General features: G+C 65.2%; 22 protein-coding genes and 1 tRNA gene. 12 read left to right on the forward strand and 11 right to left on the reverse strand.

What is annotated here, in order from left to right; translation table 11 throughout:
* Window positions 1-45: 45 nt before the first annotated feature.
* Complete coding sequence (locus QQL87_RS01530; RefSeq protein WP_284416142.1) at window positions 46-1,662, forward strand: peptide chain release factor 3; 1,617 nt, start codon at window positions 46-48, stop codon at window positions 1,660-1,662.
* 139 nt (window positions 1,663-1,801) lie between these two features.
* On the opposite strand, the gene QQL87_RS01535 is transcribed toward QQL87_RS01530, so the two are convergent.
* From QQL87_RS01535 to QQL87_RS01545, 3 genes are all read right to left on the reverse strand, one after another.
* Window positions 1,802-2,209, reverse strand: a complete 408-nt coding sequence (locus QQL87_RS01535) for a response regulator transcription factor (protein WP_284416141.1) — start codon at window positions 2,207-2,209, stop codon at window positions 1,802-1,804.
* Window positions 2,206-3,072, reverse strand: a complete 867-nt coding sequence (locus QQL87_RS01540) for a S1C family serine protease (protein ID WP_284416140.1) — start codon at window positions 3,070-3,072, stop codon at window positions 2,206-2,208. The genes QQL87_RS01535 and QQL87_RS01540 overlap by 4 nt, the downstream gene beginning before the upstream one ends.
* Window positions 3,073-3,161: 89 nt before the next feature.
* Window positions 3,162-3,893 carry an aspartate/glutamate racemase family protein gene (locus QQL87_RS01545; protein WP_284416139.1) on the reverse strand — a complete coding sequence of 244 codons (732 nt, stop codon included), beginning with the start codon at window positions 3,891-3,893 and terminating at the stop codon, window positions 3,162-3,164.
* A 162-nt stretch (window positions 3,894-4,055) separates the two neighbouring features.
* On the opposite strand from QQL87_RS01545, the gene QQL87_RS01550 reads away from it, so the two are divergent.
* From QQL87_RS01550 to der, 6 genes are all read left to right on the forward strand, one after another.
* Window positions 4,056-4,652 carry a UCP034077 family protein gene (locus QQL87_RS01550; protein WP_284416138.1) on the forward strand — a complete coding sequence of 199 codons (597 nt, stop codon included), beginning with the start codon at window positions 4,056-4,058 and terminating at the stop codon, window positions 4,650-4,652.
* A gap of 102 nt (window positions 4,653-4,754) precedes the next feature.
* The gene (locus tag QQL87_RS01555) at window positions 4,755-5,342 is read left to right on the forward strand and encodes an NnrU family protein (protein ID WP_284416137.1); all 588 of its coding nucleotides are present in this window, start codon (window positions 4,755-4,757) and stop codon (window positions 5,340-5,342) included.
* Window positions 5,343-5,456: 114 nt separating this feature from the next.
* Complete coding sequence (locus QQL87_RS01560; RefSeq protein ID WP_284416136.1) at window positions 5,457-7,052, forward strand: class I adenylate-forming enzyme family protein; 1,596 nt, start codon at window positions 5,457-5,459, stop codon at window positions 7,050-7,052.
* Window positions 7,053-7,232: 180 nt separating this feature from the next.
* The gene (locus QQL87_RS01565) at window positions 7,233-7,886 is read left to right on the forward strand and encodes a tetratricopeptide repeat protein (protein WP_284416135.1); all 654 of its coding nucleotides are present in this window, start codon (window positions 7,233-7,235) and stop codon (window positions 7,884-7,886) included.
* A gap of 60 nt (window positions 7,887-7,946) precedes the next feature.
* On the forward strand, window positions 7,947-8,483 hold the full coding sequence (locus tag QQL87_RS01570) for a hypothetical protein (RefSeq protein ID WP_284416134.1): 537 nt from the start codon (window positions 7,947-7,949) through the stop codon (window positions 8,481-8,483).
* Between the two features lie 82 nt (window positions 8,484-8,565).
* Entirely contained in the window at window positions 8,566-9,936 is a 1,371-nt protein-coding gene (gene der, locus QQL87_RS01575; RefSeq protein ID WP_284416133.1) for a ribosome biogenesis GTPase Der, read from the forward strand.
* Between the two features lie 69 nt (window positions 9,937-10,005).
* Here the strand turns inward: der and QQL87_RS01580 are convergent, their stop codons facing one another.
* Entirely contained in the window at window positions 10,006-11,472 is a 1,467-nt protein-coding gene (locus QQL87_RS01580) for a helix-turn-helix domain-containing protein (RefSeq protein WP_284416132.1), read from the reverse strand.
* Between the two features lie 144 nt (window positions 11,473-11,616).
* Between QQL87_RS01580 and QQL87_RS01585 the strand changes: the two genes are divergently transcribed.
* Window positions 11,617-13,254: an isocitrate lyase gene (locus QQL87_RS01585; protein ID WP_284416131.1), complete on the forward strand. Its 1,638-nt coding sequence runs from the start codon at window positions 11,617-11,619 to the stop codon at window positions 13,252-13,254.
* 321 nt (window positions 13,255-13,575) lie between these two features.
* Here QQL87_RS01585 and QQL87_RS01590 read toward each other — a convergent pair whose 3' ends face one another.
* On the reverse strand, window positions 13,576-14,199 hold the full coding sequence (locus QQL87_RS01590; protein WP_284416130.1) for a LysE family translocator: 624 nt from the start codon (window positions 14,197-14,199) through the stop codon (window positions 13,576-13,578).
* A gap of 1,160 nt (window positions 14,200-15,359) precedes the next feature.
* Here QQL87_RS01590 and QQL87_RS01595 point away from each other — a divergent pair.
* From QQL87_RS01595 to QQL87_RS01610, 4 genes are all read left to right on the forward strand, one after another.
* The gene (locus tag QQL87_RS01595) at window positions 15,360-15,830 is read left to right on the forward strand and encodes a hypothetical protein (protein WP_284416129.1); all 471 of its coding nucleotides are present in this window, start codon (window positions 15,360-15,362) and stop codon (window positions 15,828-15,830) included.
* 120 nt (window positions 15,831-15,950) lie between these two features.
* Window positions 15,951-16,241: a hypothetical protein gene (locus tag QQL87_RS01600; RefSeq protein ID WP_284416128.1), complete on the forward strand. Its 291-nt coding sequence runs from the start codon at window positions 15,951-15,953 to the stop codon at window positions 16,239-16,241.
* A gap of 140 nt (window positions 16,242-16,381) precedes the next feature.
* On the forward strand, window positions 16,382-16,636 hold the full coding sequence (locus QQL87_RS01605; RefSeq protein WP_284416127.1) for a hypothetical protein: 255 nt from the start codon (window positions 16,382-16,384) through the stop codon (window positions 16,634-16,636).
* 134 nt (window positions 16,637-16,770) lie between these two features.
* Window positions 16,771-17,211 carry a hypothetical protein gene (locus tag QQL87_RS01610; RefSeq protein ID WP_284416126.1) on the forward strand — a complete coding sequence of 147 codons (441 nt, stop codon included), beginning with the start codon at window positions 16,771-16,773 and terminating at the stop codon, window positions 17,209-17,211.
* Window positions 17,212-17,540: 329 nt separating this feature from the next.
* Here QQL87_RS01610 and QQL87_RS01615 read toward each other — a convergent pair whose 3' ends face one another.
* The 6 genes from QQL87_RS01615 to QQL87_RS01640 all read right to left on the reverse strand — a co-directional run bounded on the left by QQL87_RS01615 (window position 17,541) and on the right by QQL87_RS01640 (window position 24,891).
* Window positions 17,541-18,380: an outer membrane protein gene (locus QQL87_RS01615; RefSeq protein WP_284416125.1), complete on the reverse strand. Its 840-nt coding sequence runs from the start codon at window positions 18,378-18,380 to the stop codon at window positions 17,541-17,543.
* Window positions 18,381-18,789: 409 nt separating this feature from the next.
* The gene (locus QQL87_RS01620) at window positions 18,790-19,704 is read right to left on the reverse strand and encodes a hypothetical protein (RefSeq protein WP_284416124.1); all 915 of its coding nucleotides are present in this window, start codon (window positions 19,702-19,704) and stop codon (window positions 18,790-18,792) included.
* A gap of 1 nt (window position 19,705) precedes the next feature.
* Window positions 19,706-20,557: a HipA family kinase gene (locus QQL87_RS01625; protein ID WP_284416123.1), complete on the reverse strand. Its 852-nt coding sequence runs from the start codon at window positions 20,555-20,557 to the stop codon at window positions 19,706-19,708.
* A gap of 150 nt (window positions 20,558-20,707) precedes the next feature.
* A tRNA-Lys gene (locus QQL87_RS01630) sits at window positions 20,708-20,783 on the reverse strand.
* Between the two features lie 500 nt (window positions 20,784-21,283).
* Window positions 21,284-23,974, reverse strand: coding sequence for a glycosyltransferase (locus QQL87_RS01635; RefSeq protein ID WP_284416122.1), 2,691 nt, complete (start codon window positions 23,972-23,974; stop codon window positions 21,284-21,286).
* 335 nt (window positions 23,975-24,309) lie between these two features.
* Window positions 24,310-24,891, reverse strand: a complete 582-nt coding sequence (locus QQL87_RS01640) for a beta-1-3, beta-1-6-glucan biosynthesis protein (RefSeq protein WP_284416442.1) — start codon at window positions 24,889-24,891, stop codon at window positions 24,310-24,312.
* Window positions 24,892-25,053: the final 162 nt, after the last annotated feature.

The raw sequence follows: 25,053 nt of genomic DNA on the forward strand, positions 1-25,053 counted from the left end.
GATCAATCGACCGCTCTCTGGCCCCGAAACGACGCCTGCCGCCTCATGTCCGACATCACCGTCACGACCGAACAGCCCCGCACCGCCTTGTCCGACGAGGTGGCGCGCCGGCGCACCTTCGCCATCATCTCGCACCCGGACGCCGGCAAGACGACGCTGACCGAGAAGCTGCTGCTGTTCGGCGGCGCCATCAACCTCGCCGGCCAGGTCAAGGCCAAGGGCGAGCGCCGCAACACCCGATCGGACTGGATGAAGATCGAGCGCGATCGCGGCATCTCCGTCGTCACCTCGGTGATGACCTTCGAGTTCGAGGGGCTCGTCTATAACCTTCTCGACACGCCGGGCCACGAAGACTTCAGCGAGGACACCTACCGCACGCTGACCGCAGTCGACTCCGCCGTGATGGTGATCGACGCCGCCAAGGGCATCGAGGCGCGCACGCGAAAACTGTTCGAGGTCTGCCGCCTGCGCGACATCCCGATCATCACCTTCATCAACAAGATGGACCGCGAGAGCCGCGACACCTTCGATCTGCTGGACGAGATCGAGAAGACGCTGGCGCTCGACACCACGCCGATGACCTGGCCGGTGGGCCGCGGCCGCGATTTCATCGGCACCTATGACATCCGCGACGGCGGCGTGCGCCTGCTCGAAGGCGGTGGCGCCAAGACCGGCGCGGCGCAGCAGATCGAGATCTCCGAGCTCGCTGGCTACAACGCCAATCTCGACATGGGCCAGATCAAGGATGAGCTCGATCTGGTCCGCGAGGCCTGCAAGCCGTTCGATCTGGAGGCGTTCCGCGAAGGCCATCTCACGCCGGTCTATTTCGGCAGCGCGTTGCGCAATTTCGGCGTCGGCGATCTGCTCGAAGGCCTTGGCCGCTACGCGCCGTCGCCGCGGGCGCAGGAGTCCAATTTGCGCAAGGTCGACGCCGCCGAGCCGCGCATGAGCGCCTTCGTGTTCAAGATCCAGGCGAACATGGACCCCAACCACCGCGACCGCATCGCGTTCGCGCGGCTGTGCTCGGGCAAGCTCAACCGCGGCATGAAGGCCAAGCTGGTGCGCACCGGCAAGACCATGCCGCTGTCGAGCCCGCAATTCTTCTTCGCCCAGGATCGCTCGGTCGCCGACGAGGCCTTCGCCGGCGACGTGGTCGGCATCCCGAACCACGGTTCGCTTCGCATCGGCGATACGCTGACCGAAGGCGAGGACCTGACCTTCGTCGGCGTGCCGAGCTTCGCGCCGGAAATCGTCCGCCGCGTCCGGCTCACCGACGCGATGAAAGCCAAGAAGCTGAAGGAAGCGTTGCAGCAGATGTCGGAGGAGGGCGTGGTGCAGGTGTTCCGCCCGCGCGACGGTGCGCCGGCCCTGGTCGGCGTCGTCGGTCCGCTGCAGCTCGACGTGCTCAAGGCGCGGCTCGATGCCGAATACTCGCTGCCCGTCGAGTTCGAGATCTCCGAGTTCTCGCTGGCGCGCTGGATCTCGTGCGACGACAAGAAGAAGCTGGAGGCGTTCATCGCCTCCAACAATTCCGGCGTCGCCGACGACGTCGATGGCGATCCCGTGTTCCTGGCCAAGAACGAGTTCTATCTCGGCTACACCAAGGAGCGCGCCGAGGGCATCGTGTTCTCCAACGTCAAGGACGTGAAGAAGAAGGCGTGAGGCTCGCTGCAGCTTCTCGTCATTCCGGGGCGCGACGAAGTCGCGAGCCCGGAATCCATTTCGCTTCTTGTTCTGCGGCCCGATGGATTCCGGGCTCGCCCTGCGGGCGCCCCGGAATGACGAGCGGAGAGAGATCGGCCTACAGCTCGATGATCCCCCGCCGCGCGGCGTGCGCCACGGCATCCGTGCGGCCGGTGGCGTCGAGCTTGTCGAGCAGCGAGCCGACATGGAACTTTGCGGTGTGCACGGAGATGCCGAGGCTGCGCGCGATCTCCTTGTTGGAGCAGCCCTCGGCCATCAGCGCCAGCACGTCGCGCTCGCGCGCGGTGAGCTGAAACGCGTCAGCGTCAGTCGCGCGGTTCTCCGCATGGCTGCGCTCGCCGATTTCGCTGCTGCCCGGCCGCACGACGGCGACATCGGCGCTCTCGCCCGGCGCGGCGAGCCGGAGGCCGGCGATGCCGCCGAGCAGCACGGCCAGCCGGTCGGCCAGCTCGGCATCGTCGACCGCGATGGCGATCGTGACCGGCGCGCTCTTGTCCTCGCTCACGCCGGCCGCTCGCCGATGGTCAGGGCCATCTGCACCGGCTCGCCACTGCGCAGGGCCGCCACCTCGACCACCGCGCCGACGCTGTCGGGACCGAGCTCGCGCATCAGGGCGCGCATGCCCCGGAATGGCTGGCTGTTGAGTGCCGTGATGATGTCGCCCTGGCGCAGGCCTGCGGTGGCCGCAGGACCGTTCTTGTCGATGCTCATGACCATCGCGCCGATGCCATTGTCGAGCTTCACCGGCTGCAGGCCGGCGCCGAGATAGCCGCGGGCGATGCGGCCGTGCTGCTCCAGCTTGCCGGCAACGCGTGCGATGGTTGCGGCAGGGATCACGAGCGTGCGCCGTGGTCCGCGCACCGCCATGCCGATCGCGCGCCCCTGCGCATCGAGCGCGAGGCCGCCTTCCGAACTGTGCCGCAGCCTCGTGTCGAGCTCGATGCGCGCCGTGATGTCGCCGCCGCGCAGGCTCCGCCACGGGCCGGCAGCTTTCGACACCATCGCAAGGGACGCGACCGGCGTGCCCTGGTCGGCGGCCGTGATGACGGCGAGCGACCCGAGCGGCGGGACGTCGCTGGTCAGCGGCGCAGGCGCCGCCTCCTTGCCGTCATAGCGCAGCAGGGCGACGTCGGTGGTGTGGTCACGCCCGGCGATCACCGCGGGGCGCGTGGTGCCGTCGGCAAACACGAGCGTAATCTCGCCCTCGTCGGCCAGAGTCTCGTCCGCCGTGACGACGAGGCCCGGCTTCCAGACGAAACCCGACGCGCGTGAGCGGTGCGAATGGACCGAGACGAGAGATGGCGCGGCTGCAGCCACGGTCACGGATAGCGCTGACGACAGTGAGGAGAGGGCAGAAAGATCGGGCATCGACGGCTCCATTGGTTGATCCCAATGTGGAGCGTCGGTCGTCGTTTCGGAACTCCCCGGGTGGGCAGGCTGTGGGAGCTCAGATCGCCTCAGAGCGTCGTCCGTGCCTTCGGCAGCGGGAAGGCGAGGTCGCCGTGCTTCGAGGTCTTCAGCCCGAGCCCGACCAGCGCCTCGGCGAAGCGCACCGCGGCGGCGACGCCGTCGATCACGGGAATGCCGAGCTCGGTCGAGAGGTCATGCGCAAGATCCGCCATGCCGGCGCAGCCGAGCACGATGGCGCCGATGCCGTCCTCGCGCAGCGCCGCCTGGCATTCGCCGAGCAGCGTGCCGCGCACATTGGCCTCGGGCTTGTCGAGATCGAGCACGGCGACATCGACCGCGCGCACCTTCCGGCAATGCTGTTCCATGCCGTAGTTGCGCACGAGGTGCTCGGCGATCACCTTGGTCCGCGACAAGGTCGTGACGATGCTGAAATGGGTGGCGACGAAGCTCGCCGCATGCATGGCCGCTTCGGCAATGCCGAGCACGGGCACGGCGGACAATTCACGTGCGGCCAGCAGGCCGGGGTCGCCGAAGCAGGCGATGACATGGGCATGGCAGCCTTCGGCGTCGCCGGCCTCGACCTCCTTGAGCATGCCGACCGCGGCGATCGCCTCGTCGTAATGGCCCTCGATCGACGCGGCGCCGAAGCGCGCGGTGCGGCCGACGATCCGGGTCGTCGGGCTCGCGCTGGCTTGGGCCGCGCTCGCGATCAGCTCTGTCATCGATGCCGTCATGTTCGGGTTGATGACGTTGATCACGGTCTCGCTGTTGCGGCTCATCGCTTCCGTCCGGTTGTTGTCGCGTCCTGCCGTGTTCTAGACGAGTTCCGCTGTTACCGTCGAGAGAGGTTCGCATGGCCGGAACGCGCAGACGTGAACGGCATTGAGCTTGCGAATGTCGCCATCGGAACCAGCTCTGAGTCCATCTGTCCCGAGAGTCCCATGCTCCGTGTCATCGTGCTTTTCCTGCTGATGATGGCCGCGCCGGTCACCGCCGATGCGCGCCAGCGGCAGATCAATCCGGTGCCGTTCGCGCACACGCCGTGCAGCGTGCTCGACGAGCGGCCGTGCACGCCGTCCTTCTGCGGCGTCTACGGGCCTTGGCCCTGCATTCCCGAGATGAACTATCCCTATGGGCAGAACCTGCAGCTGACAATCGAGAGTCGGCCGGCGAAGGACCAGGAGGCCAAGTATCAGAAGCCGGATCACGATCTCGACACCATCGGTGATCTGTTCGCCGCGCTGCGCGCGTGCTGGACGCCTCCGCCGGAGGGCGATGCCCGTGCCGGAATGCAGATGACGGTGCGCTTCAGCTTCAAGCGGACCGGGGAGATGGTCGCGCCGCCGCGCGTCACGTTCGCGACCTCGGGCGTCTCGGCGGAGACGCGTGCAACCTTTCTGAAGGCGATCAATGCCTCGCTCGATGCCTGCCTGCCGCTGAAGTTCACCTCGGGCCTGGCCGGCGCATTGGCCGGGCGGCCGATCGCGATCCGCTATGTCGACAACCGCGACCTGAGCAAGACGTCGCAGCAGCAATAACGCCGCTCGCGGCGGGAAGGTGTCGGCGCCGGGCACGTTGCGATGCCGCCCCCGAAGATGATACCCAGTTCCCCGCAGGTTGCGTGCACAAAGGGGGACGCCGTGGGACTTCTGGTGATGGTGGTGGGGCTCGTGCTGTTTCTCGGCGCCCACGTGTTCACGACGCGGCGCGAGGCGCGGGCGCAGGTCATCGCGCGGCTGGGTGAGGCGCCTTACAAGCTCGTCTACACCGTCGTTGCACTCGCCGGCCTCGCCCTGATCGTGTGGGGCTTTGCCGAGTATCGCCATGGCGGCGGCTGGATCCAGGTTTGGACGCCGCCCAAGGCGCTTAAGCACATCAACCTGGCCTTGATGCTGCCGGCAGTCATCATGGTGGTTGCCGCCTATGTTCGCGGCCGCATCTACACCATTCTCAAACATCCGATGCTGGCCGGCGTGAAGCTGTGGGCGTTCGGCCACCTGCTCAGCAACGGCGATCTCGGCGGCATCATCCTGTTCGGCTCGATCCTGGCCTGGGCCGTCTTCGACCGCATCTCGCTCAAGCGCCGCGCCGATGCCGGCGGGCCGCCGATCCCGGTCGGCGGCATTGGCAACGACGTCATCGCGGTGGTGGTCGGCATCATCGTCTATGCCGCGCTGGTCTTCGCGTTCCATCCGGTCGTGCTCGGCATTCCCGTCATCGGCAATTAGCGGTTCTCGGCAGCCGCATTCTGCCGCACAATTCAGCGTCGCTCGAACAGCGAGCGGCGCTGATGACCGGAGCCATCCGGCAAGCAACAAGAAAACGTCAGGGGAGGCGATCCGATGGAGTGGTCGCAACATGCCGCCATCAAGCCGATGCGCCGTGAGCAGCGTTTCGGCGACCGCGTGGTGCCGCTGTTTGCAGAGCGTCCGGCCAGCATATGGGCGATGGTCGAGGACGCCGCCGCGCGCAATGGCGACGGCGAGGCGCTGGTCTGCGGCGCTCAGCGGCTGTCCTGGCGCGAGGTGCTGGACATTTCGGCGCGGATCGCGAGCGGGCTGCAGGCGAGGGGCTTGCGCAAGGGCGACCGGCTGGCGCTGCTGCTCGGCAATCGCATGGAATTCGTGCTGACGCTGTTTGCGGCTGCCAAGCTCGGGCTAATCACGGTTCTGCTGTCGACGCGGCAGCAGACGCCTGAGATCGCCTATGTGCTGAACGATTGCGGCGCCCGGCTGCTGCTGCATGAGGCCGTGCTGGCGGACCGGCTGCCGCCTGTTGCGGAGACGCCCGAGCTGCTGGAGCGCGTTGCCGTCGATGACGACCGGGCACGCTCCGGTTTCGCCGCGCTCGTCGATCATCCGCCCCATGCCGAGCAGGTGGCCCTGGCCGAAGAGGACACCGCGATGATCCTCTACACCTCCGGCACGACAGGCCGGCCGAAGGGCGCGATGCTCGCCCATGGCAACATCGTCCACTCCTCGATGATCTACGAGGCCTGCCTCGGGCTGACGCCGGCGGACCGTTCGATCGCGGCCGTACCACTCGGCCACGTGACGGGCGTCGTCGCCAACATCACCAGCATGGTGCGCTGCGCCGGCACCTTGATCATAATGCCGGAGTTCAAGGCCAGCGAGTATCTCAAGCTCGCCGCGCGCGAGCGCGTGACCTACACCGTGATGGTCCCGGCGATGTACAATCTGTGCCTGCTGCAGTCTGATTTCGACAGCCACGATCTGTCGTCCTGGCGCATCGGCGGCTTCGGTGGCGCGCCGATGCCGGTGGCGACCATCGAGAAGCTCGCGGCGAAGATTCCGGGTCTTCGGCTGGTGAATGCCTACGGCTCGACCGAGACCACCTCGCCATCGACCCTGATGCCGCCTGATCTCACGGCACGCCACATCGACAGCGTCGGTCTGCCGTGCCCGGGCGCCAGCATCCTGGTGATGGATGCGGAGGGACGAGAGCTGCCGCGGGGCGAGATCGGCGAGATCTGGATCGGCGGCGGCCAGGTCATCAAAGGCTATTGGAACCGTCCCGAGGCCACTGCCGAGAGCTTCACCGCCGGCTACTGGCATTCGGGCGACCTCGGCTCGATCGATGCCGATAACTTCGTCCGGGTGTTCGACCGTCAGAAGGACATGATCAACCGCGGCGGCCTGAAGATCTATTCCGCTGAGGTCGAATCGGTGCTCGCCGGCCATCCCGCCGTCATCGAGAGCGCGATCCTCGCCAAGCCTTGCCCGGTGCTGGGCGAGCGGGTCCATGCCGTGGTGGTCACGCGCGAGCCAGCCACCGCCGAGGTCCTGCGCAGCTGGTGCGCCGAACGGTTGTCGGACTATAAGGTCCCGGAAACCCTGACCGTGACCACGGACCCTTTGCCGCGCAATGCCAACGGCAAGGTGATGAAACGGCAGTTGCGCGAAGCCTTGACGGCATGATAGCCGCCTCCGATCCGTGCGGCAGCCGCGGGACGGGGGTAACACCTTGATTCGGTTGGACTCGCCTTGCCACCGCCATACCGATACGGTATCGGCGCCAGCGTGCGGGTGATGGCGGCTCGCGCGGCACTTCAAATCCGTTCGCGTGAGCGCACAGCGAACTTGACGGGATGTCATTAAGTGTCTGAATTCATTGATGAAGTAGATGAAGAGGTCCGCCGGGAACAGCTCAAGAAGCTGTGGGACCGCTATTCGCTGCTTTTCATCGCCATCGCGGTGCTGATCATCGCGGGCGTGGGTGGCTGGCGCGGCTACTCGTATCTCGAGGCCCAGAAGGCCGCCGAGGCTGGCGTGTCCTTCAACAAGGCCCTCGAGCTGTCCGAACAGAACAAGCACGCCGAGGCGGAGAAGGCCTTTGCCGATGTTGCGGCCACGGCACCATCCGGATACCGCATGCTGGCCCGGTTCCATCAGGCCGCCGAGGCGGCGCTGCGGGACAACGCCGCTGCCGTGAAGCTCTATGACGAGCTCGCCGCCGACCGCAGCATCGGCGCCGAGCAGCAGTCGATGGCGCGGCTGCGCGCGGCCGGTCTGCTGGTCGACACCGCGCCTTACGCCGACCTGAAGCCGCGCCTCGACGGCGAGACCGCGCCCGGCGCACCGTTCCGTCACGCCGCGCGCGAGCTGCTGGCGCTGTCGGCGTGGAAGGCCAATGATGCGGCTGCCGCCCGCCAGTGGCTGGACATGATTTCGCTGGATGGTGAGACACCGCCCGGCCTGCGCTCGCGCGCCGAGGCACTGCAGGCGCTGCTGCCTGCCGTTGCCAAGAGCTGATGGTGAGCCGATCGCGACCTGTGCGACGGCGAAACTGAGTTTGATCGGAAAATGACGACCATGCGCCGCCCCCAACGCCTCATCGCCCTGACCGTCCTCGCCGCCCTGACAGGCGTTCTCGGCGGCTGCGCCAGCGGCGGCAGCTTCGATCCCTCGGATATGCTCGACTTCCTGGATACGAAGAAGAAGCTGCCCGGTGATCGCAAGCCGGTGTTCCCCGAAGGCGTGCCCGGTCTCGAGCAGGGCGTGCCGAAGGAGCTCTACAAGGGCGCGCAGCAGCAGCAGATGAATGATCCAGGCGCGCAGGCGGCCGCCCCGCCGCCGGCTCCCGCAGAGGAGCCGAAAGGCAAGAAGGGCGCCAAGGGCCGCCAGCAGGCCGCGGTGAGCAATCCGGCGCCCGCCGATCCGCAGGACGGCGAGGCTGCTGCGGTCGAGGAGGGCGCTGCGGCCGTTCCGGCGGCGCCGAAGCCGAAGAAGATCGTTCGCCGCCGCACCACCGCGCCGCCGCCGGATGAGGCCGCGCCCGCGCAGCAGCCTGTCCGGCAGTCCAGCGGCCAGTTCCCGGCGCCGGTCCCGAGCGGCTCCTTCAACCGTTAAGGCCGTCCGCGAATCGCACGATCGCCGGTTCGGTTTTGCGTCCGGATGCGCTACAGCTGCGCGCTCACGCGCACGGATCATCATGCCTTTCACCATCGCCATCATCGGCCGGCCCAACGTCGGCAAATCGACCCTGTTCAACCGCCTGGTGGGACAGAAGCTGGCGCTCGTCGACGACATGCCGGGCGTCACCCGCGATCGCCGCGAGGGCGAGGCCAAGCTGTATGATCTCAATTTCACGATCATCGACACCGCCGGTCTCGACGAGGGCCCCAAGGGCTCGCTGACTGCGCGGATGCAGGAGCAGACGGAGACCGCGATCGCGCTCGCGGATGCGCTGTTCTTCGTGATCGACGCCCGTATCGGCCTGACGCCGGCCGACCGCGCCTTCGCCGACTTCGCCCGCCGCGCCGACAAGCCGGTGCTGCTGCTTGCCAACAAGAGCGAGGGCAAGCATGGCGAGCTCGGCGCGATGGAGTCCTACGCCCTCGGGCTCGGCGATCCCATCCAGATCTCGGCCGAGCACGGCGAGGGCATTGGCGAACTCTACGATGCCGTCAGCAAGCTGGTGCCGCCCACGGAGGACGAGGACGATGAGCACGAGGAGACCGACGAGGAGCGCGCCGCACGGCCGATCCGCGTCGCCATCGTCGGCCGCCCCAATGCTGGCAAGTCGACGCTGATCAATCACCTGCTCGGCGAGGAGCGCCTCCTGACCAGCCCCGAGGCTGGCACCACGCGCGATTCGATCGCCGTCGAGATCGAATGGAAGGGCCGCGGCTTCCGTGTCTTCGACACCGCGGGTCTGCGCCGGCGCTCGCGCATCGAGGAGAAGCTCGAGAAGCTGTCGGTCGCCGATGCGCTGCGCGCGGTGCGGTTCGCCGAGGTGGTCGTGCTGATGATGGACGCGCAGAACCGCTTCGAGGAGCAGGATCTGCGCATCGCCGACCTGATCGAGCGCGAGGGCCGGGCGCTGGTGATCGCGGTCAACAAATGGGACCTGATGGAGGCCCAGCCCGGCCAGATCTCGATGCTGCGCCGGGACGCCGATCATTGGCTGCCGCAGATCGCGGGCGCGCCGATCGTGGCGGTGTCGGGCCTGAGAGGCGAGGGCATCGACCGGCTGATGCAGGCGATCGTCGATTCCTACGCCGTCTGGAACAAGCGCGTGTCGACCGCTGCGCTGAACCGCTGGTTCGAGGAGGCCATCGCCAACAATCCGCCGCCGGCGGTGTCGGGCCGCCGTCTCAAGCTCAACTACATCACCCAGACCAAGGCGCGGCCGCCGAGCTTCGTGCTGTTCTGCTCGCGGGCCGACGCGATCCCGCAATCCTATCTGCGCTATCTCACCAACTCGATGCGCGAGACCTTCGCCCTGCCGGGCACGCCGGTGCGGATTACGCTCCGCGAGAAGGCCAATCCGTTCGCCCACAAGCGCAAGCGGCCGAACTGAGCGGTACTGCCGCGTTGGATCGGCCTGACATTGTCGGCATGATCGAACGGGCGTTTCCATCGCGTCTCCCTAATCCGCCGAAAACCCGAACGGGATCGACGACGTCCTGAAATCGTCCGGCAGGATCTCGCGGCCGATCGGCGGCGCCGAGCGGGCCGCGCATTTCGGCCGGTGGCAGACGCGGCAGGCGACCCCGATCGGGGTCGGTTCGTCGGCATCGGGACCGTGGCCGTCGCGGGTGTAGATCAGTTGGCCCGCATGCTCGGCGGCGCAGCCGACCGCAATGGCGCGCTCGACCCGGACGGCGCCGTAGGAGCCGCCGCCGGCAGTGACGGTACGGGCGATCGAGAAGAAGCGGCGGCCGTCCGGCAGCTCCAGCCATTGCGTGATGATCTGGCGCGGCGTCTTGAAGATGCCGTGCACCGACCACAGCGGGCAGGCGCCGCCGTGCCTTGCGAACGGAAAGCCGGCGCCGTCGAGCAGTTTTGAGACGTTGCCGGCGGGATCGACGCGGATCAGGAAGAACGGGATCTTCTCGGCGCCCGGCTTCTGCAAGGTCGTGACGCGATGCGCCGTCTGCTCGAAGCTGGTGCCGAACTGCCGCGCCAGCGCTTCGAGATCGTAGGCCCTGGCGTCGACGGCTTTCGCGAAGATCGAGTAGGGCATGATGATCGCAGCCGCCGCATAGGCCGCGAGCGCGCGGCGCGCCAGCAGCTCGGCGGTCTTGCTGGCGAACTTGCCGTCCTCGAGTGCCGCGCCGATCTCGTTGTCGAGCTCGAGGTAAGCGAGCTGCCGCGCCAGCTCGAACTTCAGGCTCGCGCTGTCGAGCGAATCCTCGATCAGCAATTGCCGGCGATGCAGATCGAGCCGCCTGAGCGAGCCGAGCATGACGTTCGGCGGCATGTAGCGGACCTGCAGATTGTGCCGCACGCGAAACCGCTCGATGAAGCCCGCAGGGCTGGCGGAGACCTGCGGCGAGCCGGTCGCCGAGCCTTGGAAGATCGCTTGCGCCAGCCGCTCCGCGGCGTCGTCGAGACCCGCAAAATTGTTGCGGCGGGCGGCCAGGAAGCGGCGGACGTCGGCGACGGGATCGTTGGCGTCGAAGCCGTCGGGTAGCGGCGGGCCGCCGGAGGTTGCGGGCGCCCGCTCGGCCAGCGCCAGCTGCTCCTCGCGATAGGCCGTGTAGAGCCGCAGGAAGGCCTCGGTCATCCCGGGATAGCTGACGGCGAGGTCGGAAATCTCCAGCGCGGGGATGTCGATGTCGGAGAACATCGGATCCTTCAGGACCGACTGCATCCGCGCGGTGTGGTCGGCGCCGCCGTCGCCGGCGAGATCGGCGAGGTCGATCTTGTAGGTCCGGGCCAGCCGCAGCAGCATGTCGGCCGTGACCGGCCTCTGATTCCGCTCCAGAAGCGCCACGTAAGGCGCTGATATTTCGAGGTCCGCGGCCATGTCGGCCTGGGTCAGGCCGAGCTCGCGCCGGAGCCGGCGCAGGCGCGGGCCCATGAAGATCGATCGTGCCGTGGCTGTCGACATGGTCAAATCCCGGTTCTGTAATCTCCTTACAGCTATACACGAGAAGTTTGTAAAGTGTGACAAGCTTTCCGCGCAATGTCTGGTCCGCCGTTCCCGCGTGCTTACAATAGGTCCCAGGTTGTCCTTAACCGAGGGATCACGGACATGAACTTCCAACCGCGTGGATTGAGCGACCAGGCCATCATGGGACCGGCCTCCTACCAGGCCGAAGTCGAGGCGGCGCGTGCGCTGCTCGAGACCAACCCGACCTGGAACGGCGTCACCGCCGAGGCCGTGGCGCGCATGCGCCTGCAGAACCGCTTCAAGACCGGCCTCGACGTCGCCCGCTACACCGCCGCCGTGATGCGCGCCGACATGGCCGCCTATGACGAGGACAGCACCAAGTACACCCAGTCGCTGGGCTGCTGGCACGGCTTCATCGCGCAGCAGAAGCTGATCTCGATCAAGAAGCATTTCGGCAAGACCGACCGCCGCTACCTCTATCTCTCCGGCTGGATGATCGCGGCGCTGCGCTCCGAATTCGGCCCGCTGCCGGACCAGTCGATGCACGAGAAGACCTCGGTGCCCGCGCTGATCGAGGAACTCTACACCTTCCTGCGCCAGGCCGACTCGCGCGAGCTCAATGATCTGTTCCGCACGCTGGACGCGGCCCGCAAGGCCGGCGACAAGGCGAAGGAGACCGAGATCATCGCCAAGATCGACGGCTTCCAGACCCATGTCGTCCCGGTCATCGCCGACATCGACGCCGGCTTCGGCAATGCGGAAGCGACCTATCTGCTCGCCAAGAAGATGATCGAGGCGGGCGCCTGCGCGCTGCAGATCGAGAACCAGGTCTCCGACGAGAAGCAGTGCGGCCACCAGGACGGCAAGGTCACCGTGCCGCATGACGTGTTCCTGGCCAAGATCCGCGCCTGCCGCCACGCCTTCCTGGAGCTCGGCGTCGAGGACGGCATCATCGTCACCCGCACCGACTCGCTCGGCGCCGGCCTGACGCAGCAGATCGCCTTCTCGAGCCAGCCCGGCGATCTCGGCGACCAGTACAACAGCTTCCTCGACTGCGAGGAGGTGACGCCCGCGAACGCCCGCAATGGCGACGTCATCATCAACCGCGACGGCAAGATGCTGCGTCCGAAGCGGCTGCCCTCCAACCTCTACCAGTTCCGTCCCGGCACCGGTGAGGACCGCTGCGTGCTCGACTGCATCACCTCGCTGCAGAACGGGGCCGACCTGCTGTGGATCGAGACCGAGAAGCCGCATATCGAGCAGATCGCCAAGATGGTCGACCGCATCCGCAAGGTGATCCCGAACGCCAAGCTCGCCTACAACAACTCGCCGTCGTTCAACTGGACCCTCAACTTCCGTTGGCAGGTCTATGACGCGATGAAGGAGGCGGGCCAGGACGTCAGCAGGTACAACCGCGCCGAGCTGATGAAGGCGGAGTACGACGACACCCCGCTGGCGAAGGAAGCCGACGAGCGCATCCGCACCTTCCAGGCGGATTCGGCCAAGCGCGCCGGCATCTTCCACCACCTCATCACGCTGCCGACCTACCACACGGCCGCGCTCTCGACCGACAACCTCGCCCGCGAGTACTTCGGCGAGCAGGGCATGCTGGGCTACGTCAAGAACGTCCAGCGCGCCGAGATCCGCCAGGGCATCGCCTGCGTCAAGCACCAGAACATGGCCGGCTCCGACATCGGCGACGACCACAAGGAATACTTTGCCGGCGACAAGGCCCTGAAGGCCGGCGGCGCGCACAACACGATGAACCAGTTCGGCTGAGCTCTGCCGGGTGAACCGCTGAACTGACAAGGCCCGTCTGGTGCGGCAGCGCTCCAGGCGGGTTTTGCTTTTGCTTAGACTCTCCGATCCGCAACTCGCTTTCCAATCGATGAGCGCGCTGCTCATGGCCAATCTGCAACTCCGGCTTCGGACCTCAACCCTCATGGTGAGGAGCGCCGCCCTTGCGGCGCGTCTCGAACCATGAGGCCACAGTAGGGGGCCTCGCCCTTCGAGACGCCCGCCTGCGGCGGGCTCCTCAGGGTGAGGGGCAAAGGCCGTATTCCTGTCGCCATCAGCCTTCACCAGCGTGACTGGACTCTCTCACCGCTCACTCACCGCCAGCCGTGCACCCAGCAGCGCGAAGCCGCCGGCAAACGCTCGGCGCAGCCAGGCCATGACGCGGGGCCGGCTGACGACGCGATCGCGCACGGCTGCTGCAAACAGCCCGTAGACCACGAACACCGCGAACGTCATCGCCATGAACGTCGCCGACAGCTCCAGCATCATCGCGAGCGGATGCGACTCATCCGGTGCAATGAACTGCGGCAGGAAGGCGAGGAAGAAGATCGACAGTTTTGGATTGAGGATGTTGATCAGAAAACCGGTCAGCACCACGCGCCCGGCCGAGCGCGCCTCGTCCTTTGCGTCATCCTTCGTCTCCACCGACAGCGCGCCGCGCTCGCCGAGCGTCTGCCAGGCCATGTACAAGAGATAGGCGACGCCGCAATATTTCAGCGCGGCAAAGGCCAGCGCGCTGGTGTGCAGCACCGCGGCAAGCCCGACGATGGCAGCCAGCATCGCCGGGATGATGCCGAGCGTGCAGCCGAACGCGGCGGCGATGCTCAGGCGCGATCCCTTGGTCAGCGCCACGGCGAGCGTGTAGAGCACGCCGGTGCCGGGCGAGGCCACCACGATCAGCGAGGTCAGCAGAAAGGCAAACGACATCGGCGGGCTCCCAAATTCGCGGCCGCATCAGCGAACAGCGCGTCTCACATCGAACGCCAGCATTCCACACAGCGCCGGCGGACGATAGCCGTGACGGGTTCACGCATCGGCGATCAGGACACGCGGCGTTGCTTGCACGAGCGCGGCCCATGTGTAGACAATGAAGGGCAGGGGCGCGTTCAACCATCGTCGCGACGCATCTCGCGTCCGAGCTTTGCTGGTCGTCTCGCCCTCCGCAAACAGAGGGCGCGGGGAATGCCGGGCTGCAGGCCGCAACCCATGGCCCGCCTGCAGAAGAAAAAGCAGGCGGCAGTCACCACAGGTTCAGCCGACATCCGGCATTCCCCGCGCGATGGTCTTCACGCTTATACGCGATCTCCCCGGTGTCCGGCTTGGTAGCCACCGTCGCCCTCGGGGATCATCATTCCCCGAGAACTTGGCGCCAGCTTCGGGGCGCCAGGACCACGCGATTTCACGTCCGCGACCGACTGTTCGTCCGCGCGCAAGCGCGCTGCAGCCAGCCGCGGCCACCGCTCCCCGCGCCCAACGTCCGTGACGATCGCGAAGCGCCCCTCTCGAGGAGCACGGGATGGGGACAGTCAACCATGAGTTTCTGAAAAAGTGAAGTTGAATATTTTTGCGCTGCCGACTGGACAGGGGTGATCGTGTTGAGTGGCCTGATGAAATGAGTTTTTCCGAGCATCCTCACAGCACATCCTGCCGGAAAGCGTAGCGCGGTCGCGCCATGATCCGGCCTCTGCCCGATTTGGTGCTGGCGGCTGCTGCAATTTGTGCATGCACCGAACGCGCTGTCCTGGCGTTGATCGCGAGGAAGGTCGTGGCGGAGCAGCGGCGTCATGTTGACAACCATGAATTCCCGCCGCTGGCGATCGCCTGACACATCCAAAACCACCGATCTAATTGATGGAGGACGACGGCAACTGTGTCCTACACGCAACGTAGTCGGTTTTTGATAGTTACTCTATTCCCCCCGAGGTTGTGGCTATTGTTCCCCAGATCGGCCCCTGCTACCGCTGGTCAACGACAGTGGGGATGCTGTGGGGGCTCAAATGGACTGTTTGCGTTGGCTTGCCATTGGGCTGGCCATCCTTGGAGGGGCGTGTCTTGCAGGGTGTGCCGCGCCGCTCGCGGTCAACAATGTGACCGACATCCGGCCGAACACCGGCAGCCGAGGGATCGACGTCTACGAGCCGAAGCGCCGGACCGACCCAAGCGCACCCGAGTTCGCGGGTGACCAGCTTGTGGAAGTGCGGACGTTCCACAATCCCGGCCAGAGCGGCGAGGTCGAGATGGCCGGGGCCTCTTGCTTGCTGGAAGCCACTGGCTTCACCGCAACCATGACGAGCCCCGCAAAGGTGCGCGTGCCGCTCTATCGCGGACAGTCGAGCACGCTGGCCGTGACGTGCCAGAAGCCTGGCTATCAGAAGCGGATGATCACGGTCGCGCCCTTTGATTCCACGCGCCAGGCTCGTCTGGCCAGCGGCGTCAATGGCGGGATCCTTGGTGCGGTCATCGTGGCAGGCATCGATGCCGCCGCCGACAATTCGAAGAACGACTGGCGTTATCCCGTGGCGAAGGTCGTGCTGGAGGCCGATGCCGCCGGCAGATAAGGGGCGGATCTTTCGTCACTGGGGCCGATTCCAATTTGGTGCACCGTAAGGGGGCGTCCTGTTGATGCGGTCGGTCCGCCGGCCTGGCCGCTCGGAGACGCACTCGGCCGGAGAAGCACGATGTCGGAATGGCTGACGACCTATTGGCCGGCCATTCTGGTTGGCGCCGTGTTCGGAACACTCTTCTCGTTGGTCAGAGACTTCTTGGGCCGATTTGTCTTCAGCGCCGTGCTGTTCCTGATCGCCTACAAGGTGCTCGTCAACGCGATGGGGCATGCCGGTGCGCGATGGGATCACCAACTCGCCGGCGCCGCCCTCCTGGGGATCTTCGCCGGTTGCCTCGTGCGCCCCGGTGCCGCCCGAATGGTCAGGACATTCAGATTAACGGGACATTCCGGCCCGGAATCGTGATCACATCGCCGGTTGGTGCGGCGGCAGTGCGCTCGATCCCTGCGCCGGCGCCATGCTGCGGAGCGACATCAATGCCAGGCATTCACGCCATGAGAACCCTCGCGCTGATCCCCCTTATTGCATGTCTCGCCGGATGCGGGATGGTCGACGCCGTGTCGAACGGACTTGCCTATAGCAGGGCCGTCGAAGCCGATCTCCTCGCCGAAACCGGCGTGCGGCCGGCCGTCGGCTTCAACTGGAATAACGGCACCCTGACCTCCGTCATGGTGACCTTCCCCAAGCTCTACACCGACAAGCCGCTGCCGGAGTTGTCGGAGACGGTCCGTGCCGCCGTGATCAAGGAATTCAAGCAGAGCCCGAAGCAGCTGGTGCTCGGGTTTGCGGTGAACGGGTAACAACGGGTAAGGGCAGCCGATCGAACCGACGACGCGGCGTACCGCATCTATCAGAGTGGATAAGCTCGCGGGTGCTCCATGATAGCTCAGGATTCAAGTCTCGTTGGAGCAAGGCGCTCGCCTTGAGGCGGTCGGTGGCAAGTCAGCAGTTTGGGGCCGAAAATCGTGGCGCGGGCTGGCGCTGGTTCGATCGATTCATGCTGGTCTGCGGTGGTGTTGGCCTTGGCGGATTCTTCTTTTGCCTGTTCTTGGAGGGACAACTGGCGCCGCCCACGCGGCCAACATTTCCGGAGCCGGAGTTGGGCTACACGCACATGATCAGTCTGTCGCATAGGTATGGCTACGTATACGTCACTGCTTTTGAATACCTGGCTCGGACGTACGGGCCCTTTGTCGCGTTGGGCGTTTCGGTCGTGATCGGCATCTGTGGTCGCGCCGTCGAATTGATCTGTGGTCGCGCTGTTCCATCTGGCAAGCGGGCGCCGACCATTCCCGAGAATATTCTTATGGTTTGTGCGGCCGTCGCATTCTTTGCGTTCATGTATTTGATCTGGCTCGAAGGGCTTTTGCGGTGAGCCAACTCACCGGGTCCATCGCGTCTCGGGTCTGAGGCGACCGCGACCGTCCGGCCATGTTGGTCCGGAGTTCGCGGAATACTTAAATTGCAGAGCACGATATCCAGACACGAAGGCGGATTTCCAGCAGAGCCCGAAGCCGCTCGTGATCGGGCTTGTGGCAGCTGAGACAGGGGCGGGCGGCAGGCCTCCTGACAAGTGCAGCATCGGCATCGTCGCATAGAAAAAGCCCGGGTCGAACGACCCGGGCTTCGACATCTCATGGACCTCGAACATCGAGATCACCGATCCAATCTCCGAGTCAGTCCTCAGCTCAGGACTGAGTGGGATCAATATTTTGCGATGACGGGGCCGCCGAACTTGTAGTTGATGCCGACGCGGCCGATGTTCTCGCGCAGGTTCACCGTGTGGGTGTAGACGTTGCTCGGGAAGGCCACGCCGCCCGGATTGAACGCGGTCAGATTGGTGCTGGTGGTGCTGGCGCGGCCGAGATCGACATAGAGATATTCGGCCTTGATCGACCAGCCGTTCATCAGCGCGTATTCGGCGCCGCCGCCGGCGGTCCAGCCGTAGCGGGTCGAGGAGATCGACGCCGATTCATTGGCGGCCGCGAACGTGTCGGTGAACAGGTAGTTGGCGCGGACATTGGCGACCGCAAGACCGCCGGTGCCGTACAGCAGCAAGGTCGGCGTCGCCAGGAAGCCGACGCGGCCGCGCAAGGTGGCCAGCCAGTCGGCGGAGGCCGAACTGTTGACGGTGAACGCGGTCGGCGCGCAGCAGGGATAGACGGCGGTGCCGGAGGCCGACTTCTTGAAGCCGAGATAGTTGAAATCGGCTTCGAGGCCGACCACGGCACTGTTGATCTGCCAGTTGTAGCCGGCCGTCAGGCCGCCGGTGAAGCTGGTGCGGTTGAGGTTCTGGTTGCCGACCGTGTTGATCGCGGGCACGCTGGTGGTCGCGAAATAGCCGACCGGCGAAAACACCGTCGCGGTCGTCGCATTGGACTGCCCCCAGGCGCCGCCGGCATTGAGACCGGCATAGAAGCCGGTCCAGTTGTAGCCCGGCGCCATCATCGGCGCCTTGGTGTAGGTCCGGGGTGAGAGATCTGCCGCCGATGCGGCGCCGGCGCTCAACGCCAGGGTGAACAGAGCAGCAGCGAACTTCCTCACGGCGACCTCCAATGAATGACTTGCTTGCGCGATGACCGTGTTCCTACAACCATTCCGCGCACGATGCTGTCACCGATCAGCCACAAGAAATCGCCAACTTGGACGAAAAGGTAGCTAGATGTGGGGTGAACGCGGCTAAAATGCGGTCCGTGGCGGAAACAACTCATTGGGCGGGCGTCGCGTAGCCCGAAGGTTGGCGCGGGATCGTGACGACGGTGGGCACGACGTGCGTGGGACGGCCGCCTCATGTCGGCGGCTTCACTGTGCTTGAGGATCATATGTGCGCACTCACGTTGGATTTCGATCGTGGCAAAGTCGGCTATTCGCCGGACCGTGTTGACGCACTCGAATGGGCGCTGACCGAGTTGAGCGGGCAGCAGCACACGATGATCAGGACCGAGTTACGGATTTAGGCAGCGTCACGTTGCAATAGGTGCTCACCAATCTCAGAAACCGAGTGCATTGATCGCAGACGGATTTCCTCTTGGTCGGCTTGTTTCTCCAACTGGCGAAGGGCCTCGCCCATAGTATCAAGCTGCTTTTGTGTAAACTGAGGATCGTTGAATGGAGGATGCTGAATCAGCATTTCGTGGTCGCGTTTAGTCCAGCCCGTCCTTTCGCCGTCCTTGTCTACCTTTAGGTCCCAAAGCCCTTTCGTGATGCGAAGCACTGATCGTTTGTGCTGACTAACGAGTAGAGCGCCAAAATTTGCGACAATCTTGGATCCCGAGTAGTCGATCCTCACTTCAGATGCGTTACCACTGTCCGGCCTCTGTTCGCGGATCTCGCGGCTGAAGAACTTATCGGTCTCGGGGCGTTTTGCCTTCATGTATTCGAGAACAAGTATAGGTAATCGGTCCCGCTGGGGTGAAACATCGCCGGGCTCGTCCGCGAGTGTCTTCGTGCGCTTGCTTGCTGCCGGCGACTCGCGATGCGCCAACGACGAGAGCGTGGCCAACCACGACTTGGCAACAGCCTGTAGCGATTCGCCTTCAGCATCGCGCAACTCGCCAATCGCTATTCCAGAGAATGCAGGCCGGTAGTCCGAAAGAGCATCGATTGATCGACTAGCTAGATCCGCTTGCAGAGCGTCCAAACCGGCGCTTGCTGCAAGTATTGCGACGGCAGCGTTTTCACCGAGAAGGCATTCCAGTCGGAAAAGATCTGTAGCCCTCTCAAGATAGAATCCGGAAGCGTTTACAGCAGCGACGCCGACGACGACCTGTTCCGGTGAGCCGAGAATGGGACGCAGGAGTATAGGAGCCCACTTGGCTCGCACATACTGTTCCGCAGACGGGAAGTCGGCAATAGCGAATGGTCGCATCTCAGACCACCAAATCCAATGTATCAGCCGCAATCCGCTCAGTGTGGGCCGTACGATCACAGAGAAACGTCACCAAGGCGTTGAAATCGGGATCTCCGTATAAGTCGGGAAGACCGTTCGTGGTGCCAAGCTTGTGCAGGTCTATTTGAGCGATCCGCGTCACCAATGTGCTTACGGTTTTCACATATTCCGCTTTCTGAGCGGGCGAGAGGCTCGGAGTCAGCCATTGTTTCAGCCGGCTTATATACGTGCCATCCGCCACAAGATCGCTTTGGGTCCAATTGTGGCCCGTGAAACAGCGTCCATGATCGATCAGCCATGGCAAAGCATCAAATGCCAACAGTATATTGCCTGGGTGCCGGTCGATGTTCGCAGCCCACGCATCAAAACCGTAGAAGTTGCCGAGCCGCCCGCTATTGATCAACGCGTCAACGACGCGCTTCATGGCAGCCACATCGAAGCCGAACTTCGTGTTTATTATCTGAGCAACTGAAGGCGATGATAGATCAGCGCTTCCGAAAAGGAAGCTGACCTCGTCGACCTTCGGAGCATATTTGGTTTTGAGAACGTTTTCGGTCGCCGCGACGACAAATGCGGGGGGAATTGGCAAATCAAGAGCGACAGCCAACGTGGCTGCCATGAGTTCGTTTGCCAATTCTCGTAAAGGGATATCCTTCACGATGGCAGCGCGGACGCCGCTATCGGTCAAAATTTGGGCCCTGTAGGTGTCGCCCAAATTCGGGATTCCTGCATCCTTGAATGCAATGGCGCCGAGCAGAAGGCGACCTTTTCTAATCGTAGCCTTGTTGGGAGCCGGTGCCGCTCCCTTATCGCTTGTCTCTGAATCAGCCATTTCACTCCCCAATACGCAATTCTTTCGCAACCAGCGGCTGCGGACAAGTGCGACGGGTTGCGGCGTCTTCAGAAAAAGTTGGTAAGTGGCCCTGTCTTGGGCCGCCAGATGACGGCCAGCTAAAAATTCAGCCTAAGTGCTTGATTTGGGTGGTGAGCGCGCCGGGACTCGAACCCGGGACCCCATGATTAAAAGTCACGTGCTCTACCGGCTGAGCTACGCGCTCGCTTCCAAGGAAGCGGTGTGACGGCTGACCGTCACTGTCCGGATCGTCGGCAGGTGACCATCAGAACGCTTGCGGCGGGGCTGTGGTTCACTGCGGGCCGCGGAAACGGGGCGGCAAAACCCCGGCCGTGGGCCGCATGCTGTCGTGGGCGCTGTGTAGGGGGTGGGTGCGGTCCGGTCAATAGGGCGGACGGGGGAAACCACAGGGGGGCGGATTGCGGGGCGGATGGAGGTTGCTGCCCCAGCGAGGCCTCGTGGTTCGAGACACGCCGCCCAAGGGGCGGCGCTCCTCACCATGAGGGTTTATTAGAGTGGGCTGGGCGCCCTGCGGTAGCGTCGTCGGATTAGGGCCTCGGAGCCGCCAGATACGCTTGATGCCCCACACTCCGGCCTCATCCTGAGGAGCCCGCCGGAGGCGGGCGTCTCGAAGGATGGCCGCGGGCGGGATGCCCCAGCGATGGATTATGGGGACCGGCGCCCAGTCAGCCAGCGCCCCGGGCCTCAGACCTTCTCCGCCACCTTCGTCGGCGCCGCGCTCAGCGCCGCCGGCTGCATGCCCGGCCCTGCCAGTTCCGGCACCCAGACTGGGCGCAGGCCGATCAGCTCGGCGGTGCGGACGGTGGCGTGGCGCCAGAACTCGAAGGAGTTGATGCGCGACATTTCCAGCAGCGCGATCGCGACCGCTGACAGGAACGGCAGGCTTTCCAGGATCAGGACGGCGGCGAAGATGTAGAGCTCGGTGATCGCCAGATGGTTGGTGGTGATCAGGATGGTGGCGCCGATCAGCAGCAGGGCGCCGATCACGGCCTCCCAGAACGCCTGGAACTCGATCGACATCCGGGACAGGCCGCCCTTCGACGTGCGGGCGAACGCCAAATGCTCGGTGATCAGGCCCTGGGCCACGGCGCGGCTGACCGTCCACTGCACGGACATCGCCGCGATCATCGCGCCCAGCATCTGCCATGACCTGACGGGCACGCGCAGCCGGTACAAAATGAGGAAGTGGGCGAGCGAGACCACGAAGGCGGCGATGATCGGGATGGTCAGGATCTTGTCGGGGATGGCGATGCCGGCAAATGCCACGATCGGCACCCAGATCAGGTTCAGGATCGCGACCACCACGCCGAGGCTCTCGGCGCCGAGCCAGTTGAGCCAGCCGAGCGAGAATTCGCGCTTCTGGTCCGCCGTCAGCCGGCTGCGGCCCGGCAGGAAGCGGCGCCAGTGCTTCTTGACGATCTGGAAGCCGCCATAGGCCCAGCGGTGGCGCTGCTTCTTGAACGCCTCGTAGGTGTCGGGCAGCAGGCCCTCGCCGTAGCGGGTGTTGGTGTAATGCGTCTGCCAGCCGAGCTCCTGGATGGCGAGGCCGAGGTCGGTGTCCTCGCAGATCGTGTCGCTCGACCAGCCGCCGGCCATGTCCATCGCCGCGCGCCGGATCAGGCACATCGTGCCGTGCACGATGATCGCGTTCTCCTCGTTGCGCTGGACCATGCCGATGTCGAAGAACCCGGCATATTCGCCGTTCATGATGTAGTGCATCAGCGACAGATGCTCGTCGCGATGTTCCTGCGGCGCCTGCACCAGGCCGACGGCGGGATCGGCGAAGGCCGGCACGAGGTCGGAGAGCCAGTCCGGCGTCACCACATAGTCGGCGTCGATGATGCCGATGATCTCGGCATCCGCCGCGGTGCGCTCCATCGCGATGCGGAGCGCACCCGCCTTGAAGCCCTTGACCTTCTCGGCGTTGATGAACTTGAAGCGCTCGCCGAGCATCCGGCAGTGATCCTGGATCGGCTGCCAGAACGCCGGATCCGGCGTGTTGTTGATGATGCAGACGACCTCGTAGTTCGGGTAGTCGAGGCGGGCCAGCGCATCCAGCGTCTGCTTCATCATGTCGACCGGCTCGAAATAGGCCGGCACGTGGATCGAGACCTTCGGGCAATAGCCTGACGGCATGGCGGCGCGGTCGCGCGCAACCTTGTCACGGGTCAGCAGCCGGCGCGGCTCGCGGCCGAAGGCGATCGCGGCGATCTCCTCGATGCGGGCCATCGCGATCAGGATCAGCGGCACCAGCAGGATCAGGCCCAAGGTCAGCGCGAAGGTCGAGCCCCAGACGAAATAGTGCACGTTCCAATAGGCGAAGACGTTGGAGACCCAGGCGCCGACGCCATGCGCCGTGATCGCCAGCATCATCGCCTGCAGCACGGTCGGCTGGCGCAGCCGCACGATCGGCAGCGACAGCAGCACGCCGACCAGGAGCGCGATGGTGGCGAGCTTCCAGTAATCGGGGTTCACGATCGGGCCGGTCCAGGCGAACTTGGCCTCGCGCGAGGCGTTCAGCACGCCCCAATACGGGCCGACACCGCCCTCGAAGAACTTCCAGGGCTGATCGATGCCCTCGACGATGTTGTACTCCATGCCGATGGCCTCGGCGCGGGTGACGAAATTGCGCAGCACCCAGGCCTGCTGGAACGGGCCGGGATCGGCGATGCCGCGGTTGTAGCCCTCGCTCGGCCAGCCGAACTCGGCGATCACGATGCGCTTGCCGGGAAATTTTTCGCGCAGCAGCTGGTAGCGATCGACGGCCTGGTCGACGGCCTGGGTGTGGTTGAAGAACTCCCAATACGGCAGCACATGCGCGGCGATGAAGTCGACGCTGGAGGCGAGCTGCGGATAGTCGCGCCACAGGTTCCAGATCTCGCCGGTCGTGACGGGCACGCTGACCGACTTCTTGACCTTCTTGATGTAGCCGATCAGCTCATCCGGCTTCAGCTCGCCGCGGTACAGCGTCTCGTTGCCGACGACGACGCCGATGACGTTGCTGTTGCGGCGGGCGAGCTGAACGGCGGCGGCGATCTCGCGCTCGTTGCGGTCCTCGTTCTTGTCGATCCAGACGCCGAGCATAACCTTCAGCCCGACTTCCGCGGCAATCGGCGGTACCAGCTCGACGCCGCCGGTCGACGAGTACAGGCGGATGGCGCGGGTGATGGTCGCGAGCTTCTTCAGGTCGCTGCGGATGCGATCGGCATTGGGGACGTTGTCGACGTCGGGATGGTCGGTGCCCTCGAACGGCGCATAGGACACGCTCGGCAGCATGCCGGTGAAGTCGGGCGCATTCTGCTTCTGCTGGAGGACGCCCCACAGCGCGGCGTGCGCGGCGGCGACGAACAGGATGACGGCTGCGATCACGCGCATCGGTCAGAACACCATGGCGGGCTGGAGAGTGAGGAGCAGCTGAACCGGCGACGCGCGCTAAGGAGCGGCGCATCGCCAACGCACCCCGCCTGCGTGCTGCCCGGGCACGGTGGCGAAGCGCGGCTTCGGTTGGACACCGGCAGGTCCGGCATTGGCGCCTGGCCGACGGTCGCATTAAGGCCGGCCCATCGCTGAACGAAGGCTGAACCGCCGGATCGATCGAAACCGACCCGGTGCGACACGATAACGCTGCAGCGCGATTTAACAACTGCAGCGGTGCTGCAATCCGCATGGAGCAGCCCTGCCGGCCTGGCGGCCGGGCAGGGCGCGTGGCCTTACTGCTTCGCCGGCTGCGGCGACGGCGCCGCCTGCGGCGCGGCCGGCTGAGGCGCCGGCTGCGATCCGGCCGGAACCGGGGTGGCGGCCGGGGCCGGCGCGGTGGCGACCTGCGGCTTGGTGTCCGGATTCACCCAGCAGGCATGGACGTGGTTGTTCAGCGAGTTCGGCACCTTGTCGTCGATCTGGGCGACGAAGCGGGTGAGGCAGCGGAACGATGCCTGAATATGGCCGCCGGGGCAGCCGAAGCGGTCATAGAGGTCGAGGTGGCGGAACGCGGTATCGAGGTCGTCGCGATACATCAGTTGGACGACGCGGCGGCCGAGCCAGACGCATTCCGGGTTGCCAGCGGGACCGCCGCTCAGCGCCTGCGCCGCCTCGGTAAACTCATCGGCCTTGCGCTGGTTTTCCTTGATGTCGGCCGGATTGGAGGCCTGCGGCTTTTGGTCCTGGGGGTGGTCGTTGCCGCTCTGGGCGAACGCGGCGGGCGCGGCGCCGACGAGGAGGCCGACGGACAGGATACCCGCCGACGCGACAAGGCGCAAAACCGAAAGCTTGGACTGGAGCACGCGTCGACCCATAAATTCCCCGATTGTTGCCTTCATGCCGTCCCCTGGCGGACGCAGTGTTGATGCCGATCAAATCGGCCCCGATTGCGGCGGGAGGTTGATTCCGACCTTCGCATGCCGTTCCTAAAATGGCGTTCCTGACGGACGCTTGAACGGCTCCCGGAGGCGGGGGCG

The sequence above is a fragment of the Bradyrhizobium sp. SSBR45G genome, from assembly GCF_030159255.1.
Lineage (GTDB): Bacteria > Pseudomonadota > Alphaproteobacteria > Rhizobiales > Xanthobacteraceae > Bradyrhizobium.

Bases quoted from the DNA above. Each gene is read 5' to 3' on its own strand.
- QQL87_RS01570 (WP_284416134.1), top strand. From the start codon at position 7,947: ATGCGCCGCCCCCAACGCCTCATCGCCCTGACCGTCCTCGCCGCCCTG.
- QQL87_RS01545 (WP_284416139.1), bottom strand. From the start codon at position 3,893: ATGAGCCGCAACAGCGAGACCGTGATCAACGTCATCAACCCGAACATG.
- QQL87_RS01540 (WP_284416140.1), bottom strand. From the start codon at position 3,072: ATGCCCGATCTTTCTGCCCTCTCCTCACTGTCGTCAGCGCTATCCGTG.
- QQL87_RS01620 (WP_284416124.1), bottom strand. From the start codon at position 19,704: ATGCGACCATTCGCTATTGCCGACTTCCCGTCTGCGGAACAGTATGTG.
- QQL87_RS01605 (WP_284416127.1), top strand. From the start codon at position 16,382: ATGGTCGACGCCGTGTCGAACGGACTTGCCTATAGCAGGGCCGTCGAA.
- QQL87_RS01560 (WP_284416136.1), top strand. From the start codon at position 5,457: ATGGAGTGGTCGCAACATGCCGCCATCAAGCCGATGCGCCGTGAGCAG.
- QQL87_RS01590 (WP_284416130.1), bottom strand. From the start codon at position 14,199: ATGTCGTTTGCCTTTCTGCTGACCTCGCTGATCGTGGTGGCCTCGCCC.
- QQL87_RS01530 (WP_284416142.1), top strand. From the start codon at position 46: ATGTCCGACATCACCGTCACGACCGAACAGCCCCGCACCGCCTTGTCC.
- QQL87_RS01635 (WP_284416122.1), bottom strand. From the start codon at position 23,974: ATGCGCGTGATCGCAGCCGTCATCCTGTTCGTCGCCGCCGCGCACGCC.
- QQL87_RS01580 (WP_284416132.1), bottom strand. From the start codon at position 11,472: ATGTCGACAGCCACGGCACGATCGATCTTCATGGGCCCGCGCCTGCGC.
- QQL87_RS01625 (WP_284416123.1), bottom strand. From the start codon at position 20,557: ATGGCTGATTCAGAGACAAGCGATAAGGGAGCGGCACCGGCTCCCAAC.
- QQL87_RS01600 (WP_284416128.1), top strand. From the start codon at position 15,951: ATGTCGGAATGGCTGACGACCTATTGGCCGGCCATTCTGGTTGGCGCC.
- der (WP_284416133.1), top strand. From the start codon at position 8,566: ATGCCTTTCACCATCGCCATCATCGGCCGGCCCAACGTCGGCAAATCG.
- QQL87_RS01550 (WP_284416138.1), top strand. From the start codon at position 4,056: ATGCTCCGTGTCATCGTGCTTTTCCTGCTGATGATGGCCGCGCCGGTC.
- QQL87_RS01640 (WP_284416442.1), bottom strand. From the start codon at position 24,891: ATGGGTCGACGCGTGCTCCAGTCCAAGCTTTCGGTTTTGCGCCTTGTC.
- QQL87_RS01585 (WP_284416131.1), top strand. From the start codon at position 11,617: ATGAACTTCCAACCGCGTGGATTGAGCGACCAGGCCATCATGGGACCG.